Genomic DNA, 18,503 nt, shown 5'->3' on the forward strand with positions numbered 1-18,503 from the left:
AAGGATACACCCGTTCCCATGCCGAACACGGAAGTTAAGCTTCGTCGCGCCAAGAGTAGTTGGGGGATCGCTCCCTGCGAGGGTAGGTCGTCGCCATGCGATTGAAACGTCAATCTGATGATTGGCGTTTTCTTGTATCTTGAAAGGCGCCTGATTAAGGCACGGCGCCTTTCAGCAAGAAATGCTAGCTAGGCGTTGATTAAACCTTGAAGCCAGTGAAAAAGTCCGTTATACTAACAGATGTGCTATTTGCCGGATTAGCTCAGTTGGTAGAGCATCGGTATCGTAAACCGAGGGTCAGGTGTTCAAGTCACCTATCCGGCATCTTTTAATTGAATATTCCAGTGCAAAACGTCTCGTTATTTGAGGCGTTTTTTATTTTTCTAAGTTTATTAATTGATTATATTGTGCAAAATAGAAATAGCGAGCGTAAATTAGGACAATTAAATGCGATTGCTTTTATAATAGTCATGAGAAGAAAAACACTGAGGGAGGTCATTATTATGACAGAAGTTGTGGTATTAGGCGCTGGGTACGCTGGATTACGAACGGTCCGCGAATTGAGCGGCACATCGAACGTACACGTAACCTTAATAGATCGAAATTCATATCACTATGAGGCCACTGCATTACATACTGTGGCAATTGGCACAAATGAAGCTGACCACATCACTTTTGACATCCGTAAGGCTATTCCTAAAGAAGTAACCTTTAAGCAAGACAATGTGACACGCATCGATCCCCAAGATAAAACGGTAACGTTAGAGAAAGAAGCAACACCGTTAAAATATGATTATCTAGTTGTTGCACTAGGATTTGAGTCAGAAGACTTTGGCATTAAAGGAGCGGCGACATACGGATTACCACTCCAAGATATTGATAGTGCCAAAGCAATTAGGAAACATCTTGAAGAACGTTTGGCCGCATACAATGACACACACGATGAACGGGATCTGCACATTATCGTATGTGGTGCCGGCTTCACGAGTATCGAACTGCTGGGAGAATTAGTCTATCGCATGCCTTCACTAGTTGAACAGTATCATTTGCCAGCAGATAAAATTCAAATTACTTGTCTTGAAGCAATGCCAAAGATTTTACCAATGTTCGATCAAAAGCTTGTCGATTTTGCCGTACAATTCTTAGCAGATCATGGTGCAATCATTCATACATCTACGCCAATTGACGAAGTGACAGATCACAGTGTCATTAGTGGGGATAATGTTTACGAAGCCAACACCATTATTTGGACTACTGGGGTTCGCGGCAGCCACGTTATCAGTGATTCACAATTTGATCAGAAACGAAACCGCGTGGCAGTGACGAGTCAGCTTACTATGAAAGATCATCCTGAAGTGTTCATCATTGGTGATAGTAGTGCGGTTCCTGATCCAGCTAGTGGACGTTTTTACCCAACTACGGGACAAATTTCTATTGCTCAAGCGACCCACACAGCCAAGAATATTAAGGCATCGATTGACGGGACCCAATTATCTGACTTTACTTATAAATCTTTGGGAACAGTTTGTTCACTGGGACCAACGACTGGTATTGCAGAGATAGGTGATTCAGGTCGGATTAAATTGAAGGGTCGTAAAGTTGCTCTTGTTAAAAAGATGGTTAATGACCGTTCAATTATGGAAGAAAGTGGCTTTGCAAACATGATGCGAAATCTAAGTTAAAAATAGTCAGAAAAAACTCTCTCACCGCGTTTTCGGTGGGAGAGTTTTTACATTAGTCACAGAACTTTTGTATTCGCTACTACTCGATAAGTGCTAGTTGGCACTACAGAGACGATTTGACGTTTTGAAAAATAATGGGCAATTAGCTCGGCCATGTCAATGGGCACAGTTTTAATTATTTTATCAGCAGAGAACATATGAAATTCGCCACCGCCAATTGCACGATATTGATTGAGAACGATGTGCAAACGATCTGTTTTCTTGACTGATTCGCCATGGTAGATCAGTTCGGTAACACGATCGTCAAGTGGTCTGGTTACATCGACCGTGTAATTTATGCCGGCAAATAGATCGTAGTTATAATGTTGAACTTTTGGATCGGTGTAATCTTTGCTGACACCAACTTGCTGACCGTCCCACTGCCAATAATGCGCGCATTGTTCTACGGCCGCACGTAAATCTGCACCGGTGATTTCTAAAACGGCTAAGGTGTTTGGATACGGATAGCTGATTTCAACATCACGCATTGTAACTTCACGGTCTAGCCCTGCCACCTCGTTGGTGAACAAGGCGGTGCTGGAGAGGTCAACTCCGGCGGCTTCCATCTGAACTTGGTTAATAAAGTCGAGGTAGGGGTGCCCGTGTAATCTGGCCATCATAGGATCGCTAATATGTGCATCTTCCTCTAGCTGACCAATGGTCGTATCCAACCAGTTCTCTGTAGCCATTTCGCTCTTTGCTAATGGTTCATTGATTTGTATTCGTGGCTGCACTGTAGCGGTTTTAATCAGCGAAGCTTCACTATGGGTTATGACATGATCTTCCACGGTGAGGTTAATTTGGCCAACGTAAGCACCGCGATAGCCTGGCTGTGTTGTTGGCACACCATTCACGTGGGTTGCAATAGAACGGTGTTGATGGCCTGTAACGAGGGCGTCGATGCCGGGACTTTAGAAAGGGCAGAAGCTTCGTTTTCGCCAGTTTCTAGTTCAGTTGGTCGATTTGTATCCAAATCGCATTCAAATCCGCCATGATAGGCAACGATGACAATATCAGCTAATTGATGAAGCTTAGGCACGTAATTTTTTGCCGTTTGTAATGCGGAAACAAAGGATAAACCACGAACGTGATCTAAGGGTTCCCAGTGGCTAATGTAAGAGGTGGTGAGCCCTAAAATAGCTACTCGAAGACCGTTATGAGTGAAGATTTTGTAAGGATTACCGAAATAAGGCCGTCCTTGTTCATCCAGGATGTTTGCACACAAGATAGGGTAATTCCGTTTTGAAAGTACATGTTCCATATACTCCCGACCGTAATTAAACTCATGGTTGCCCAAGATACCGACATCATAATTGACGTTATTGGCGACGTTACTGAGCAAGGGTGCAGATGTCTGATCAAAATGATTTAGGTAGTAGGTTAGCGGGGAACCTTGAATAAAATCGCCGTTTTCAATGGTTAGCACCATATCTTGTGGATCTGACTGACTCCTTATTGTGTCAATGACTGTCGCAGCACGCGCTAGACCAAACGGTGATTGCTGATTGGCAGTTCGAAAATCTGTTGGGTAGAAATAGCCGTGAATATCACTAGTAGATAAAATTGTTAATTTCATGGAGAACCCCTTTAAAACGAGTAAATTTCATCATAGTTTGGTAAAAAAAGGTGAGTATCTAATTCTGACATGGCAGCGACGGCCGCTTCTGGATGAAATGAATGCCAGATACCTGTAGTTTGCGCGTTAACGTTTTTAGCAATGGCAATGAGCGCATTCCGAGTAGCATGGCCTGAACTGCCTAAGTACTGATATTCGGCGTGATGTTGTGCGAGAAATTCCTGTAGTTTCATGTAACGAGGATCGTAATTGCCAAGTGGTTCGCCATTACTGTGTAAATATAGGAATTTTGGGCAGCGAGACAATACTTGTAAATCAGCGTAACTATTCTGTAGACAAAAACGTTCTGGCTCGTGCTGAATAGTGGACATGGAAACGGGAATTAACATCGCAAAATCCTGTTTGTTAAGTCGTTCTGTTTCTTGAACGTGAATTAATGCTTCAGGATAAAAGCTACTTAATAAGCGGGCGTATGGTAATTCCCAGACAACGGGGCGATTATACGCATTTGCTGTTTGATTAAAGCGTAATAATCGCTCAAGGTTTCGTGGATACGGATTAATGACAAGGAGACGCTCATCATTTTGAATCAGTTGCCTAAAGGTACGCTGAACATCATCTTCACTGACTGGTTCAGAAAATTCTAAATTCTGTTTCGGTTCAAAGCTGAAGCTCGTGCCCTCTAGCATAAAGAGATCCAGATGAGCTGCTCGAAATGCGTTTATCCAGTTGTGAACACGTTCTAGGTGAGGACCATGAAGACGAACGTCGCCAGAGTGACCAAAGGAGTGGTGACCATCGCTAACTAGCAAAGCAGCGGCTCCGAAAGCATCATGGTCGCTAGCAAAACCTGTTACAGAAAGGTCGCCGATTTGAATAGTGTGATCATATTCAAATGCATGAAGATTAATTCCTAGAGGCATTGCCAGGCCAGAGCCAGCTAAGTTTTGATACAGTCGATACGATTCATGAGAGATATAAACCGGAATGTTACTGCGCAGGTAGGCTAATGCTGCCGTGTGGTCTAAGTGCAAATGACTGATAAAAATGGCTTCATGTTGAAAGGCGTGTTTCTGATTATCCTGAAACAGCTCATTAAGTGCAGGTAAACTGTGTTGTGCAATCAACGTTCGGACATCTGTTTCTTCGCTATTTTCAGTCATACCGAAGTCCATAATGACTCGAGATGTTTCGGTGGCAATTTCCATGATGTTGCCGCCAATGGTGGATAAACCGTTTAAAAATCGAACAGTAGTCATAGATTAGCCTCTTAATATAAATACAGATATTGGCATATGTGGGGAAAGCAGATGTTCTATGTAGCAGGGCGACGTTCTGACACAAACGTCGCCTGTTTGGGATAAAAATACTTAATGTGACAATGTTTGAAAAACTAGTTTGCTGAAGTAATTTGCTTTGCTTGTTTAGCAAGCTTTGTTAACGCATCTTTTGCGGACGTGTTCTTAGTGAGCATGCTGTTAAATGCGTCACCTTTGTCGTTATAGTATTCACCGAAACCAGCAAAGGCAGGTTGGGCGAATGCTTTTGGTAATGAGTTTACAGCTGCTTTGTTCTCAGGGTGTTGTTTCAAAAAGCTTTGGTAATCTGCGGAGTTAGTAGCTGATTTTGATAATGGTACATAACCAGTTAATTTAGCCCACTTAGTAGCAGTTTTTGCTTTAAGTAGATACTTCATAAAGTCGTAAGCGCCACGTTTTTGCTTGGTGTTTGCACCTTTAAATAGCACTAAGTCGTTACCTGCGACTTCCGTACCACTCTTACCTTCATATGAAGGAACAGGGGCGGTGGTCCAGTTTAATGTTTTAGGTGCTTGTAACTTCGTTTGGGTCAAACCGGCGGAAGAACCAATGTAGAAAGCCGATTTCCCGTTAACAAAGTTTTTGGTCCAGTAGTTATCGGAGCCAGCTGATTTAGCCGTGCCATCCTTAACCATGTCTAGAACCAAATTGGCGGCCGCAATGGACTTCTTGTTGGCTACCTGAACTTTGCCAGTGCTGGAGACGGGCGTTACACCAGCCGCGTGCGCCATACCTTCCCATTCCATGTCAAAACTCTTGTCGAATCCGTAAGCATAGATTCCATCTTTTTTCAGCTTGGCACCATCTTGTTTCAATTGATCCCAAGTCTTAGGAATGCTCAGGTGATATTTCTTCAGAATGTCTTTGTTTACATACATAATGCGCGTTGACTTTGAAAATGGTGTTGAGTAGTAAGTGTTACCAATCTTGGATCCGGAAAGAAAGGCTGGGTAAATGTCCTTTTTCGCTTTTGATGACATGCCCTTATACATTGGATTTAAATTATCGATAAAGCCATGGTGTTGATAATCAGGTAGGTTTGTATAGGTTGTCATGCCCAAAACAGGCAGACTATGTGACTTGGCTGCGGCCATGACCTTTTGGTTCATTTGGGTGTAGTCACCTTGCGAGGTGGCGACAACTTGGTACTTAGTTTGCGACTGATTGTAGTCGTTAACGATTGTGTTGAGATTCTTTTGATAAGGGCCAGTTAAACCGCTCCAAAAAGTAATCTTTGTTCGGTTTGTCGAAGTATCGGCGGCATGTGCAGGTCGCAGCGCCGTTAATGTAATACCGGCTGCAGCAGCTAGCGTTGCCAGCAGCATCAAACCTTTATGGGTCTTCATGATCTTTTTCATCCTTTCTCAAACAGAAGTGACATTCCCGATACAAACACCTGATTCTCGATGGCAACACCCCTTTCGGTGCAAAGCTGTTAAAGCGGTTTAACCCTTAAGACCTGATTTACTAATACCAGCAATGATGTATTTTTGTAGGCACAGATAAACGATGATCATTGGCAAGATAACAAATGTTGATGCCGCCATGAGGAGTTGAAATTGTGTCCCGGCGTCGCTGGTGAAGGCATTCAAACCAACGGGAAGCGTTCTTACTTTAGCCGTGTTAGTCACAATAAGTGGCCACATGAATGAATTCCAACTGCCAATGACTTCCAAGATACCGATTGCGGTGATGGCCGACTTGGATAGCGGCACCATCATAGTCCAGAGGAAGTGCCAATCTGATGAACCATCTAATTTGGCCGCGTAATAGAGTTCGTTTGGAATGGCGTTGAATGTCTGACGTAAGGTGAAAACGGCAAAAAAACTGGCTAACCAGGGGATGATCAACGCACCAAAGGTGTTAATCAGACTAAATTTTGATAAGGTAACGAAATTTGGAATAATCAACATTTCGCCAGGAACCATCATGGTCGATAAGAAGAGCGCGAATAGAAAGTTTTTGCCATAGAAGTTAAGCCGGGAAAATGCAAAGGCGGCTAAAATCGTTGTAAATAACTGACCAATCGTTGTGACCGTGGTGACGATAAGACTATTGATAAAATATGTTAAAAATGGGGCAGCGTGCCATGCAGTAACGAAGTTTTGCCACTGCAGGTGCTTTGGAATCCATGTTGGCGGCACCCTAACCGTTTCTGGGGCTGTTTTTAAAGCGGTTGAGAGCATCCAGATGAAGGGCACTAACATCGTAATGGCACCCAGCGTCAAAATGATTATGAGTAAAGCCTGACTGATTCGCTTTTTCGTCATGCGAAGCTCCTTTTGAACAATCGACTAAGCATAGTGCACGTGCTTTCTGCTGTACCAAAATTGAATGATGGTGACGACGAGAATAAGTAAAAATAAGACGACACCTGATGCGGCCGCAATACCATATTTCCATTCTGAGTAAAATTTTTGGTACAGGTAGAAAACAATGGTGAGCGTCGATTTACCTGGACCAGGTGAGCCACCAAACAGAACAAAAATTTCGTCGAATACTTTGAAACCACTGATGACGCTGGTGACACTAACTAGGAAGGTCATTGGTGAAAGCAGTGGCAAGGTAACATGAATGAAGCGTTGCCAAGCATTTGCGCCGTCAATTTGTGCTACCTGATCGTAACGTTTGTCGATATTACTCAGGCCGACGAGGAAGAGAATGATATTGAATCCCAATCCTTTCCAAATGGTCATAATAATTAATGCGGGCATTGCCCAATGAGGATCATTTAACCAGTCAATAGGATGAACGCCGAAATGACTTAAGAATGCGTTGAGCAGGCCGTATTGATCGTTATAAATCCACTGCCAGACCAGAGAGATGGCAACCGTGCTGGTAACAAAGGGCAGAAAGTAAGCTGTTTTGAATAGGCCGGCTAAAAAGCGAACGCGGTGTAATAAAAGGGCAATGATCAGTGATAAAAGAACGGAGAATGGCACGACCCCGAGGACAAAGATCAGCGTATTACGAACAGACAAATAGAAGTCAGGATCCGAAAAAATAAACTTATAATTGGCCCATCCAAGAGCACTGACCTTATCGGTAAAGAAGTCGTACTTCGTATAAAAACTCATCGCAAAAGATTTAAAAATGGGATAGATGTTAAACACCAACGTAATGATCAGCATTGGCGCAAGGTAGGCGAATGCAATCAACGTTGACTTAATTGTCGGATGTTGTTTGATCATGCGTGGATTACCTCGGTTGGTTTCAACGGTGATACGTTGGTCGCAACGGTCTCAGGCCAGATGCGGTTACCTGACTGATTGAAAACAAAGACACCTTGTGGTCTCAAGGCAAACTGAAGTGATTTGCCATTGCGACCTAAATCCTGTTCTCGGAAACCGTCTGCAATAATCGTGTGACCGCCATAATTAAGGGAAAGGCTTGTTTCTCGTCCGAAGCGGTTGGATTGAACCTGAGTGCCAGTAAGCGGAAGCATAGTTAAGTGGTCATGCGGATCGGTAGCGGGCACGATACTCTCAGCACGAATGGCAACGGTAGTACCGTCTGAAAGGACGCTGGTAGGGACAACAGTTTTAAAATCGTCACGAACGTTTGCAAACGGAATGGTATTTATGATTGGCGATCCAATGAACTTAGCAACAAAAAGGTTGTCAGGTTGATCGTAAAGGCGATTAGGTGTCGTGAACTGTTGGATTTTGCCCTCGTTTAGAACCATGATTTGGTCGGCGATATGAATGGCTTCCTCCTGATCGTGGGTCACGAAAACAGTGGTCACGCCAGTTTCCTTTTGAATGCGACGGATCTCTTCACGCATTTCTACCCGCAATCGGGCATCGAGGTTAGAAAGGGGTTCGTCAAGTAATAAGATGCTCGGCGATTTTGCTAGGGCACGAGCGATTGCGACTCGTTGTTGCTGTCCGCCGGAAAGTTCGCTGGGTTTCTTAGATAATTCAGTTTCAACATGGACCAATGCCGCGAGTTCACGCCCTCGTTTGAGTCGGTCTGCTTTCTTAACCTTGGCCATTTTCATCGGAAAACAAATGTTATCCAACACGGACATATGAGGATAAAGTGCATAGTTCTGAAAAACCATTCCCACTTTGCGTGCCAGAGCGTCTTTTTTCGTAACGTTCTGATCACCAAAGAAAATTTGACCACCGGTTGGCGAAAGCAAACCACTAATCAAATTCAAGGTTGTTGACTTGCCACAGCCACTTGGGCCGAGCAAACAGGTCAACTGTCCTTCAGGAATGGTAAAACTGATATTATTTAAAATGTTGTTTACGTTGTCGTATGCTAACGAAACGTTTTGAAACTTTACATCCACAATGAGACACCCTTTCGTAAACTGAATAGTAAGCAGATATTGGAAAGCGTGAACAAGGAATATCTGCGCCGATAGATTGTTGTACTGACGTCGTTTACTCATTACTAATCGTGATTTGAAAATGATTGGCAATGTCTAACCAACAATCAGTATACACGATTGAAAACGAGTCTCAAGTTATCTAATGTTCGTTTTATTTAACTAAAAACTCATAAATAAATATATTAATAAAATCATTTAGAACAGAATGTGAACTATACAAACTTTTGACTTATGATGTAATGAAAATGGTTGATGCGAATTTTTACCGTTTTACCCGCATTTATTCAAGCAATGTTGTGATTGTAAAGAAAACGGTTACCATTATTTCGTTTGTCAGCGTTGAAAACCCCAAAAAACAAAACTGGTTTAAGACAATGATTAATTCAACAAGAACAGTCAAATGTGAAAAGTTGATTAGACTTTTTCTCATTAAGGAGTAAAATTATTTTATTCTAATTTTTGGAGGCATCGTGAATGAGTGAAGCAGAATTAACACGACCGGTTTTAGACGCGGCCACAATTGCAGATTTACAAGCAGACTATGCCAAACAGCCACAGGCGGCTATTTTGGAACGTACGGTGACGAAAAACGGTGTTAAAGCAGCCAGCTGTGATAATCATGCAGCGACGCGATTAAACCGAGCTTTTTCAATCGAAGTTGATACAGGTGCGGTCTCTAATCAGAAGCATTCCGGTCGTTGTTGGTTGTTTGCAACGCTCAATACGTTGAGGCACAGCATGGCCAAGCAATATAAGATTAAGGATTTCGAGTTATCACAGAGTTATTTATTTTTCTGGGACCGTGTTGAACGCGCCAATACTTTCTATACAAAGATGATTGAGGATACCACAAGGCCAATCGATGACCGTGAAGTGCAAAAGTTAATGTCGATGGCCGGTACCGATGGTGGCCAATGGAATATGGCTGCCGGTTTAGTTCAAAAGTACGGCGTCGTGCCTAGTTATGTAATGCCTGAAGTGCACAATACTGAGGATAGCTCAGAAATTGAATTAGCATTGAACACTAAAGAACGTAAAGACGCTGTTGCGTTGCGCACATTGGTTAGCAATGGTGCTAGTGAGGAACAACTTGAGGCGGCTCGTCGACAAATGTTGCGAGAAGTTTACCGCATGGCGGCCTACGCATTCGGTGAACCACCGGTAAAGTTTGATTTCGAATATACCGATGACGATAAAAAATATCACATTGATCGCGATTTGACCCCGAAGGATTTCTTGAACAAATACTTCACAGCTGACTTTAACGACTATGTGGTGGTCACTAATTCTCCTGATAAGGCGTACAACAAACTGTATGCAATGCCGGCTCAAGACAATATTGAAAGTGGCAACCCAATTCACTTTTTAAATGTGCCGATGGATGAACTGAACAGGGTCGCAACAGCTCAGCTAAAAGATGGTGAGACCGTTTGGTTTGGTAATGACGTGTTACAACAAATGGACCGGAAGACTGGTTATTTGGATAGCAATCTGTTCCAAACGGATGCCTTATTTAACGTTGACTCTCAGATGAGTAAGGCTGATCGTTTGCTCACGGGGCAAGGTGAAGTTTCCCATGCGATGACCTTAACCGGTGTTGATGTCGTCGATGATCAACCACGACGTTGGAAGGTTGAAAACTCATGGGGCAAAGAAAACGGGGCCGATGGTTACTTCGTCATGAGTGCTGACTGGTTTAATGATTACGTTTATGAAGTGGTCGTTAATAAAAAGTATCTGACATCTGATCAACAGGCCTTATTGACGACTGAACCAACAATTTTGCCAAGCTGGGATCCATTGGCTTAGTGAAACAAAGAAAAGATTAAAAAATGAGAATTACCTCAAGTTTATTTGCATGTGAACTAGGTTTGAAATTATAATCTACATTATGAGTTCAGTTCGCAGGGAAATCCTGGAGGGAGTTATTTATGAAGAAGGTTATTCAATTCGGTGTGGTTGCTTTATCAGCCTTGGTTTTGGCCGGTTGTTCATCGTCAGCAACATCTAAGTCATCGAATAGTTCATCAGTTCGGAGCAGTAAAACGCAATCATCTACCTCAAAGAAAGTTTCTTCATCCAGTGATGCCCAACAAGCAAGCTCGACATCAAGTCAAACGGACGATAATGCTTCCTCAACGACAGATGATAACAGTGCCTCAACGTCTAGCGCCGCAACTTCTAGTCAAAGTGCTAGTAGCGCTGCTGTAAGTAGCAGTGCTGCCGCAACCAGTTCAAAAGCTGCCAGTCAACAACCGGCTCAGAGCTCGGCTACTTCATCACAAAGCGCCACACAGGCCGGTACAGCTAGTTCAGCTTCGGCCGTGATAACGAGTCAGGCGCAAGCTTTAAACACGCTGGTTAGCCAATATGGGACCAATAATGGGGATACCGCCTATCAGTACCTCGGGGCATCCACAATCAATGGTCAAACGGCGTATAACTTTGATGGCTTCTCAAAACAAGCCATGCAAAGCGGGCAACGTGGTCAAACAGGTGCCTACTATGTCTTTGCGAACGGAAAAGTGGTTAACACATTCACGGATCCAGATGCGATTAAGTAACGCTCATTAAAGTTTAAAATTTGGCATACGAATACAAAAATGGCTTCTTCTCGGTAATCGAGAGGAAGTCATTTTTTGTCGTTCTGGATATCCTGCAAGATTCATTACTCATGATTCGCAATAACGACAATCTTGCCGATCTTGTGCGAGTTAACCATAGCCTGGTGAGCCTGAGCAATGTCTGTCAGTTTAAACGTTTGGGCGATAGGTAATTGTAGACGATGATCCTTGATGAGCGCGACGGCTTGACTCAATAACTGAGCGTTAACGTTTGTCGATTGAAAGTTGGTGAGGTAACCAGGTATTTCAAACGGACTGAAATCGGGTAATGACCATTCGCCACCAAGACCGCCGGTAACAACGGCAGTACCCGTAGGAGCAAGGTGTTGCAGAGAATCCCGGAGCGTTGAGGTGCCAACTAATTCCAGAATGCCATCAAATGAAGTGGTGGTCTCCAAGCTGCCACAATCGAGTAAAGTTTCGTCCGCACCAAGGTTTTGTAATGTGGTTAGTTTGTCAGAATTCCGTGAAGTCGTTGAAACGGTGTAGCCCATCGCTTTTGCTAATAACAGAGCGGCAATACCGGCGTTGCTGGTTCCACCACGAATCAACAGGTGCGCACCTGTCGATAGGCGCAGACGATTCAACGATCCGTAGGCGGTGTAAAAGCTTTCTGGAATGGTTGCGAGTTGCGCCCACGAGTCTTTAATTGGTAATGGGTACAGCTGATGATTGGGGATGAGGGCATATTCTTCGTAACTCCCGTCAAACTCGCGACCGAGACCGCCCATGAGTGTCATCACCGTTTGACCAACATGAAAACCACTATCAGTCGTGGTGTCAGAAACTGTGCCAACTGCTTCGATACCAATGACGCGTGGGAACTTAACGTCTGGTGACTCACCGTTACGTGTGAGCAATTCAGCATAATTCAGGCCAAAAGCCATAATTTTCAACACGCTATCAGTGGATGTTGAAACTGGTATTGCGCGTTCTTCTGCGTGAAAGGTGTGTTCGTTTCCTGGATGATTCAAAACCATAGCTAACATCATAAGACCTCCAAACAATATCATCAGGTTAACGGACGATGTGTTAATGACTGCGATAATCACCGATGAACTTGAATAACTGATCACGGGTTAATAGCCGTGCGGGGCCGCCCTCAGACTGGATTAACACAGCTTCACTGCTTTCTAAGGGTGTGAGCGCATCGCTGACGGTTTGGTCACCGGTTAGCGTGACGCGCTCATCGCCACTTGCCGTCGTCCTCGGGTCATTAACATCTTGCAAATAACCCATTACAGACAGCTTGCTGAGTAACACATGATACACATCATGGGCCATTGAATTTTCAAACAAACGTTGGACAAATTGATCGGCTGGATGGCGAACGATTTCGTCTGGTGTACCAACCTGCAAGAGTTTGCCTAAGCGCATGACGCCGATGCGGTCGCCTAATTTCAGCGCTTCATCCATGTCGTGAGTGACGAAAACAACCGTGGTATTGAGTCGGTGATGGATGTCGATGACCAGATTTTGTAGTTGGGTTCGCGAAATGGGATCGAGGGCGCTGAATGGTTCATCCATCAGGACAATCTGTGGCTGGCCAGCAAACGCACGCAGAATGCCGACCCGCTGTTGTTCACCACCGGACAACTCGTCTGGCATGCGATCGCGGTACGTTTGCGGATCTAAATCGACATCGTTGAGTAACTGATCGACCAGCGTGCTTGTGTCAGCCTTGGATTGCTTTTTCATGCTGGGGATGAGGGCGACGTTTTGCGCGACAGTCATGTTAGGAAACAGGGCAATCTGTTGAAGAACATAGCCAGTTTGCAAACGTAGTTCACGCACGTTGTAGTCCTTGATCCGTTTGCCGTTGAAATAAATGTTGCCATAGGTAGGTTCCAGCAGCTCGTTGATCATCCTCAAAGTGGTTGTTTTACCGCTACCGGAGGCGCCGACGAGAACGAAGATTTCGCCGCGGTTGACCGTGAAGGACACGTCGTCGACTGCTTGCTTGTTGCCGTAATTTTTTTTGACGTGATCAAACGTAATTAAAGTTTCTGCCATTATCGTGCACCTCCTAAAAGATGGTGAATCGTCAGATAGTGCTTGGCCACGCTGGCGGCGGATTGTTGTTTAACATTAACCTCATAGTTCATTTCTTGCATATCACGCTCGCTGATGTGGCCGGCGAGTTTATTGAGTGCTGCAATAATTTTAGGGTTCTTGTTAGCAAACGTCGTATTCATTAATGGTGCGCCTTGATATGTCGGGAATAATTGTCGATTATCTTGTAAAGCCACTAACCGGTACTGGCGAATTTGAGAATCAGTGGAGTAACCATCTGTCAGATTGATTTTGCCGCTATTAATCGCCTCATATCGTAAGTCCGGATCCATTGATTGCGTTTTGAAGTTAAGGCCATACTTGCTTTGCAAACCTTTGTAACCGTCTGTGCGATCCAAAAATTCGAGATCAAAACCGCCAAGCAAGTTACCCTCAACCTTTTGTAAATCAGCAATTGTTTTAATATTGTGCGCGTCCGCGTAACTCTTTTTAATCACAACGGCATAGGTGTTGTTGTAAGCCATCGGTTTCAAATAGGTCATGTGGAACTGTTGAGACAGATCGTTTTTAGCGTACTGGTAAAGTTGAGCAGGCGGTGTGCCAATTTCTTTTTGGTTTTTCGTTGGTTTGACCAAACTTTCCAACACAGTGCCAGTGAATTCAGGGTAAATGTCGATTTGCTGACTCTTGAGAGCATTGAACAAGAAGGCTGTTTGACCAAAGTTAGCTTTGAGGACGACTTTGTCGCGCGGATCTACTTGGTGAATCATATCTTTGTACATATTAATTAAAATATCTGGTTCAGAGCCCATTTTACCGGCAATCGTAATGGTCTGTGGTGCGGGTTGAACAGCATGATAGAGACCAACGCCGGAAGGGACTAAAATAATCAGGGCAAGAGTCGCCACGGCATAGCGTAACTTGCTCTTCTGTAAGATGAAAATAATGCCGCTGAACACAATTGCCAGTAACGCTGACGCAATCGCACCAATAAGGGTCATACTATTGTTATTGCGGTCAATCCCCAGCAAGATGAAGTCCCCTAGGCCACCAGCGCCAATTAAGGCCGCTAGGGTGGCAGTGCCAATAATCATGACTAACGCTTGTCTAATGCCAGCAATAAGGGTTGGCATAGCGAGGGGAAATTCGACCCGGATTAACTTTTCAGTTCGTGTCATGCCAAACGCATCGGCTGCTTCTTCAAGTGACGGGTCGATGCCGGTGATCCCAGTTAACGTGCCCGTAAAGATTGGAAGGAGCGCGTAAACGACTAGTGCAATAACGGCTGGGACAGTCCCAATCCCGACAATGGGAATTAATAATCCAAGTAGGGCCAGCGATGGAATGGTCTGAAAGACACCAGTAATTTGGGTCAGCACATTGGCAGCTCGTCGATGACGGACAACCAATAAAGCAAGTGGGATTCCAATTGCCATAGCGATCAGCAAGGACACCAGCGATATTTGGATATGCTGCCAAATGGCACTCATCAGGTCAGATCGTCTGCTAATTAATGTTTGCCAAAATTCGTTCATAAAATCAGCTCCTTAACAACGTAGATAACCAGGCAGGAGAATAATGACATGCTATAATGACCATGTTTAGTGAACGAGGTCAGTGAAAGGGATGATCAGCGTGTCTGCTAAAGTGAGTCGAGCACAACAGAAACAACAAACCAAAACACGTCTTTTTCAGGCGGCGGTAAAATTGATTAAAGCGCAAGGATACGCAAAGACCACGATTCGTCAGATAACTCGTGAGGCAAATGTGTCTTCAGGCACGTTTTACGTTCATTACACGTCCAAAGAAGACATTATTCGTGAGCGTTATTATGACGAATTGGCCAACTATGTGAGAGAAAACTATGACGCTTATGTATCAGAACATCCGTCAGCAACGGTAGAAGAACGTATTTTGGCGTTCAGCATGCTTCAGTTGCAATTGTCTGCGGATCAAGGCTGGCAAGTGGTTACATTGGTGTTTACTTCATTCTTTCAGGAAACATTGAACCAGGAGTTCAAATTACGTGACTGGAAGATGCTTAATACGTTAAGAGAATTAATGCAACAGCTAAACGATGAACAAAGATTGGCAAACCACGATCCAGAGTTGGCATTTCAACAGTTATATACGTCTGTTCGGGGAATCATGGCGACCTGGGCATATAGTCGCGGTAACTTTGATTTAGTAGCATCTGGCAGGGCCTATTTGACGACCGTTTTGCATGGATTAATGAGTTAATAGATTGATTCACTGAACGTGTTCACTTAATGCGATCATTGTATTCACCGACGTTCCTTTACGCAATTATCTGTCTTCGACCGTTGGCAATTGTGATTAAATTAGGCGGATTAGTGGTGTCCGTTAGTTTAAATAAAAAGCACCGCATCAGATTAACGTTGATCTGACGCGGTGTTTCGTTTGTTAGCGGACTTACCGTTTATATTGACGCTTTTTTAATTGTGAGGGATAAAAGGATAACGGTCTAATTGGGTATCTTCCAAGGTGATGTTTGGTGGCGTGGCTAGATTATCACGTTTGACCTCGCGGAATTGTAATCGCGCGTAGAAATCACGGGCAGGTTGATTGGCGATGACAACTTTTAACTGCATTGGTCCAGTTGCTTGTGACCGCATGTAATCGATGAGCTGACTAGCAACGCCCTGATGACGGTAGTCTGGGTCAATAAAAAGCAAATGAATAAAATTGGCTAACCGATAAAATGACAAGAAACCAACCACGCGTTCATCAATGGTGGCGACGATAATCATTTCGTGATGACTATCGCGCTCAAAATCTGTTAATTGTGGATTGGCGACCCAGGGAAACTCCTGCTGGCGGTCTAATAAATAGATATTTTCAAGTATTGCGTAATCACTAATTGCGGCGGGTCGAATACGAATCTGATCTAACATGACTAAAACTCCATTTTTCGTCAAAATTCAAAATAAGGTAAAATACCATTAGAGGAATAAGATATGAATTTAAAACCACTATACAACATTTTAGAAACGAATATGGGCCGTCAAAATTGGATGTCGACGGATGCGTTGTGGGCACAGTCGCCATTTCAGGTGATGTGGGCAGCCATTCTGATTCAAAATGCCAGTGCAAACAATGGCGATGCAGCGGCACGGTCGCTATTAGCGGCAACGGACAATGATCCGGCTAAGATTCGAGCATGCACACCAGAAAAATTGGCCGACATCATTAAACCAGCGGGACTCTACCGTACAAAAGCAAAATACATCATGGCCGCCGCTGAGTGGTCTGGTACTCACGATGACAACGTGGCGGAAATTGAAGCCCTAGATCGAGAGACGTTGCAGGCAGAACTGCTTAACGTAAAGGGTCTCGGTAATGAAACCGCAGATGACATTATGCTGTATGGCTTTCATAAACCGCTATTTATTGCGGACACCTATGCCCGTCGTCATTTTGGTTGGCTTGGCATAGACGTGCCTAAAAAATATCGTGATTTTCAAACGTTGGTGGAGGCAGACGCTGGCCTGAACTGGGACGAATATCAGGAACTGCATGCTCTGATCGATGAATTTGGTAAGAAGGTTAAGAATCAACAGCAGTGGGATGCCAGCTTTATGGGCGGATTTACGCTCTCCGGTACAGAAAGGACAGTCAAATGACAGGAACAACTAATTTAGATGGTTTTGCCGTTCGTCGCCCCTCTGCTGAACCAGTAGTGATTGAGGCGAATCGCTTATTTAGCCAGCACTTGTTAATCGTGGGACAAACAGGCAGTGGCAAGTCGACTTCAGCGGTGGCATTGCTGAATGCACTGATGCGCCAGAACCAAACGGGAATCATTTTGGATCCCACGGGCGAATATGCACATTTGCCACATGCAGTGGTTGGCAAATTAGGCGATAACGCCTTTATTGATTTTGCCAAACTATCGGCTGATCAGTTGGCGGAAATTATCGGTATTGATGACGATATTGTCGTGGCGATCTTGAGCGCTGCGATGACAAGTCTGCGGCTTGCTTATAATGTTTTACATCAGGAGACACCTTACGTGAAAGTGGGCGTTTCTTGGACGGACTATGAGGCACAATTAGAAAGGCTGCATGATTTCCCCCGACCATATGACATTCGCTTGTTACCCGATCAGTTGCTGGAAGAATGCGTTCAACCCGCTAGTGATGTGGATGCTGATTTTAGTTTGCTTGGTCAGCAGTATGATCGTCCTCGCCAGCGACAACTGGTACCGGTACTGGCATCAGTTCGGAAGTTCTTGGCCGATCCGACGATGCAACGGTTGTTCCGTTTGCCCCGGCCAAAACGACAATCCGAACAGGCACATGTGGACGCTTCAGTTAAGACACAGTATGACGTGGTTTATCTGCTGACGATGTTTGCTGCCATGAAATCCCAACACCGTTTTCTCGTGATCGACTTATCGGCACTGCGAAGCAATCTTAAGGTTGGCAAACTGGTTGTATCCACATTGGCCGCGACATTGCTGGCAATTAAAACGAACTTGCCACACACCGTGCCGATTGTTCTGACGGTTGATGAGGCGCATCGTTATTTGACCGAGGCTGCTAGTCACGTCGGTTGGGTTGACCAAGACGGATTATCGCGAGTTGCCAGAGAAGGCCGTAAAGCAGGACTGTACCTGATGCTAACAACGCAGAGTCCGCTCGACTTGCCGAGTCAATTGTTAGGTGAATTCGGCAATTTATTGGTTCACCTTGTGACGACGATTGATGAATTGAGTAAACTACCAATTGTTAATGATATTGGGAAAGAATTGGCCCAACAAAACGTGGGTGAAGCAACCTTTGTCGGCAACGGGTTTGAAGAGCCGCTGGCAGTGACAATGGTGCGAGCCGGGGATGTTCAGCATGATACGGCGAGCCCTCAATTTAAGAAGTAAACATATATCACGAA

At 44.4% G+C, this 18,503-nt stretch carries 15 protein-coding genes, 1 tRNA gene, 1 rRNA gene and 1 pseudogene; 8 read left to right on the forward strand and 10 right to left on the reverse strand.

Annotated elements, in window-relative coordinates; all coding sequences use genetic code 11:
- The 3 genes from rrf to GB992_RS07485 all read left to right on the forward strand — a co-directional run.
- Window positions 1-99: ribosomal RNA gene (gene rrf / locus GB992_RS07475) — 5S ribosomal RNA — on the forward strand; the annotation flags it as partial.
- A 152-nt stretch (window positions 100-251) separates the two neighbouring features.
- Window positions 252-324, forward strand: a tRNA-Thr gene (locus GB992_RS07480).
- 179 nt (window positions 325-503) lie between these two features.
- Complete coding sequence (locus GB992_RS07485) at window positions 504-1,682, forward strand: NAD(P)/FAD-dependent oxidoreductase (RefSeq protein WP_161001881.1); 1,179 nt, start codon at window positions 504-506, stop codon at window positions 1,680-1,682.
- Between the two features lie 56 nt (window positions 1,683-1,738).
- On the opposite strand, the pseudogene GB992_RS12040 reads toward GB992_RS07485, so the two are convergent.
- From GB992_RS12040 to GB992_RS07515, 6 genes and pseudogenes are all read right to left on the reverse strand, one after another.
- Window positions 1,739-3,297, reverse strand: a pseudogene (locus tag GB992_RS12040) (bifunctional metallophosphatase/5'-nucleotidase).
- Window positions 3,298-3,308: 11 nt separating this feature from the next.
- Entirely contained in the window at window positions 3,309-4,556 is a 1,248-nt protein-coding gene (locus GB992_RS07495) for an MBL fold metallo-hydrolase (RefSeq protein WP_161001882.1), read from the reverse strand.
- A 134-nt stretch (window positions 4,557-4,690) separates the two neighbouring features.
- Window positions 4,691-5,962, reverse strand: a complete 1,272-nt coding sequence (locus GB992_RS07500; RefSeq protein ID WP_161001883.1) for an ABC transporter substrate-binding protein — start codon at window positions 5,960-5,962, stop codon at window positions 4,691-4,693.
- A gap of 99 nt (window positions 5,963-6,061) precedes the next feature.
- Window positions 6,062-6,886 carry a carbohydrate ABC transporter permease gene (locus tag GB992_RS07505; protein WP_161001884.1) on the reverse strand — a complete coding sequence of 275 codons (825 nt, stop codon included), beginning with the start codon at window positions 6,884-6,886 and terminating at the stop codon, window positions 6,062-6,064.
- A 24-nt stretch (window positions 6,887-6,910) separates the two neighbouring features.
- Window positions 6,911-7,807: a carbohydrate ABC transporter permease gene (locus GB992_RS07510; RefSeq protein ID WP_017261107.1), complete on the reverse strand. Its 897-nt coding sequence runs from the start codon at window positions 7,805-7,807 to the stop codon at window positions 6,911-6,913.
- Window positions 7,804-8,913, reverse strand: coding sequence for an ATP-binding cassette domain-containing protein (locus GB992_RS07515; RefSeq protein ID WP_161001885.1), 1,110 nt, complete (start codon window positions 8,911-8,913; stop codon window positions 7,804-7,806). The genes GB992_RS07510 and GB992_RS07515 overlap by 4 nt, the downstream gene beginning before the upstream one ends.
- Window positions 8,914-9,429: 516 nt before the next feature.
- On the opposite strand from GB992_RS07515, the gene GB992_RS07520 reads away from it, so the two are divergent.
- Window positions 9,430-10,764: a C1 family peptidase gene (locus GB992_RS07520; protein WP_161001886.1), complete on the forward strand. Its 1,335-nt coding sequence runs from the start codon at window positions 9,430-9,432 to the stop codon at window positions 10,762-10,764.
- A gap of 122 nt (window positions 10,765-10,886) precedes the next feature.
- Window positions 10,887-11,519: a hypothetical protein gene (locus tag GB992_RS07525; RefSeq protein WP_161001887.1), complete on the forward strand. Its 633-nt coding sequence runs from the start codon at window positions 10,887-10,889 to the stop codon at window positions 11,517-11,519.
- 104 nt (window positions 11,520-11,623) lie between these two features.
- On the opposite strand, the gene GB992_RS07530 is transcribed toward GB992_RS07525, so the two are convergent.
- The 3 genes from GB992_RS07530 to GB992_RS07540 are packed head-to-tail and all read right to left on the reverse strand — an operon-like array spanning window position 11,624 to window position 15,127.
- Window positions 11,624-12,571: a zinc-binding dehydrogenase gene (locus GB992_RS07530; RefSeq protein ID WP_238331074.1), complete on the reverse strand. Its 948-nt coding sequence runs from the start codon at window positions 12,569-12,571 to the stop codon at window positions 11,624-11,626.
- A gap of 40 nt (window positions 12,572-12,611) precedes the next feature.
- The gene (locus tag GB992_RS07535; RefSeq protein ID WP_161001888.1) at window positions 12,612-13,592 is read right to left on the reverse strand and encodes an ABC transporter ATP-binding protein; all 981 of its coding nucleotides are present in this window, start codon (window positions 13,590-13,592) and stop codon (window positions 12,612-12,614) included.
- Complete coding sequence (locus GB992_RS07540; RefSeq protein WP_161001889.1) at window positions 13,592-15,127, reverse strand: ABC transporter permease/substrate-binding protein; 1,536 nt, start codon at window positions 15,125-15,127, stop codon at window positions 13,592-13,594. Before GB992_RS07540 ends, GB992_RS07535 begins: the two co-directional genes overlap by 1 nt.
- Before the next feature lie 91 nt (window positions 15,128-15,218).
- Here GB992_RS07540 and GB992_RS07545 point away from each other — a divergent pair, with 91 nt between their 5' ends.
- Window positions 15,219-15,833, forward strand: a complete 615-nt coding sequence (locus GB992_RS07545) for a TetR/AcrR family transcriptional regulator (protein ID WP_161001890.1) — start codon at window positions 15,219-15,221, stop codon at window positions 15,831-15,833.
- A 215-nt stretch (window positions 15,834-16,048) separates the two neighbouring features.
- Here the strand turns inward: GB992_RS07545 and GB992_RS07550 are convergent, their stop codons facing one another.
- On the reverse strand, window positions 16,049-16,507 hold the full coding sequence (locus GB992_RS07550; protein WP_161001891.1) for a GNAT family N-acetyltransferase: 459 nt from the start codon (window positions 16,505-16,507) through the stop codon (window positions 16,049-16,051).
- A gap of 63 nt (window positions 16,508-16,570) precedes the next feature.
- On the opposite strand from GB992_RS07550, the gene GB992_RS07555 reads away from it, so the two are divergent.
- Window positions 16,571-17,236 (forward strand): endonuclease III domain-containing protein, encoded by a 666-nt coding sequence (locus tag GB992_RS07555; protein ID WP_161001892.1) that lies wholly within the window; start codon window positions 16,571-16,573, stop codon window positions 17,234-17,236.
- Window positions 17,233-18,489: an ATP-binding protein gene (locus GB992_RS07560; RefSeq protein ID WP_161001893.1), complete on the forward strand. Its 1,257-nt coding sequence runs from the start codon at window positions 17,233-17,235 to the stop codon at window positions 18,487-18,489. Before GB992_RS07555 ends, GB992_RS07560 begins: the two co-directional genes overlap by 4 nt.
- The last annotated feature ends 14 nt before the right edge of the window (window positions 18,490-18,503 follow it).

It is taken from the genome of Furfurilactobacillus milii, from assembly GCF_009863985.1.
GTDB lineage: Bacteria > Bacillota > Bacilli > Lactobacillales > Lactobacillaceae > Furfurilactobacillus > Furfurilactobacillus milii_A.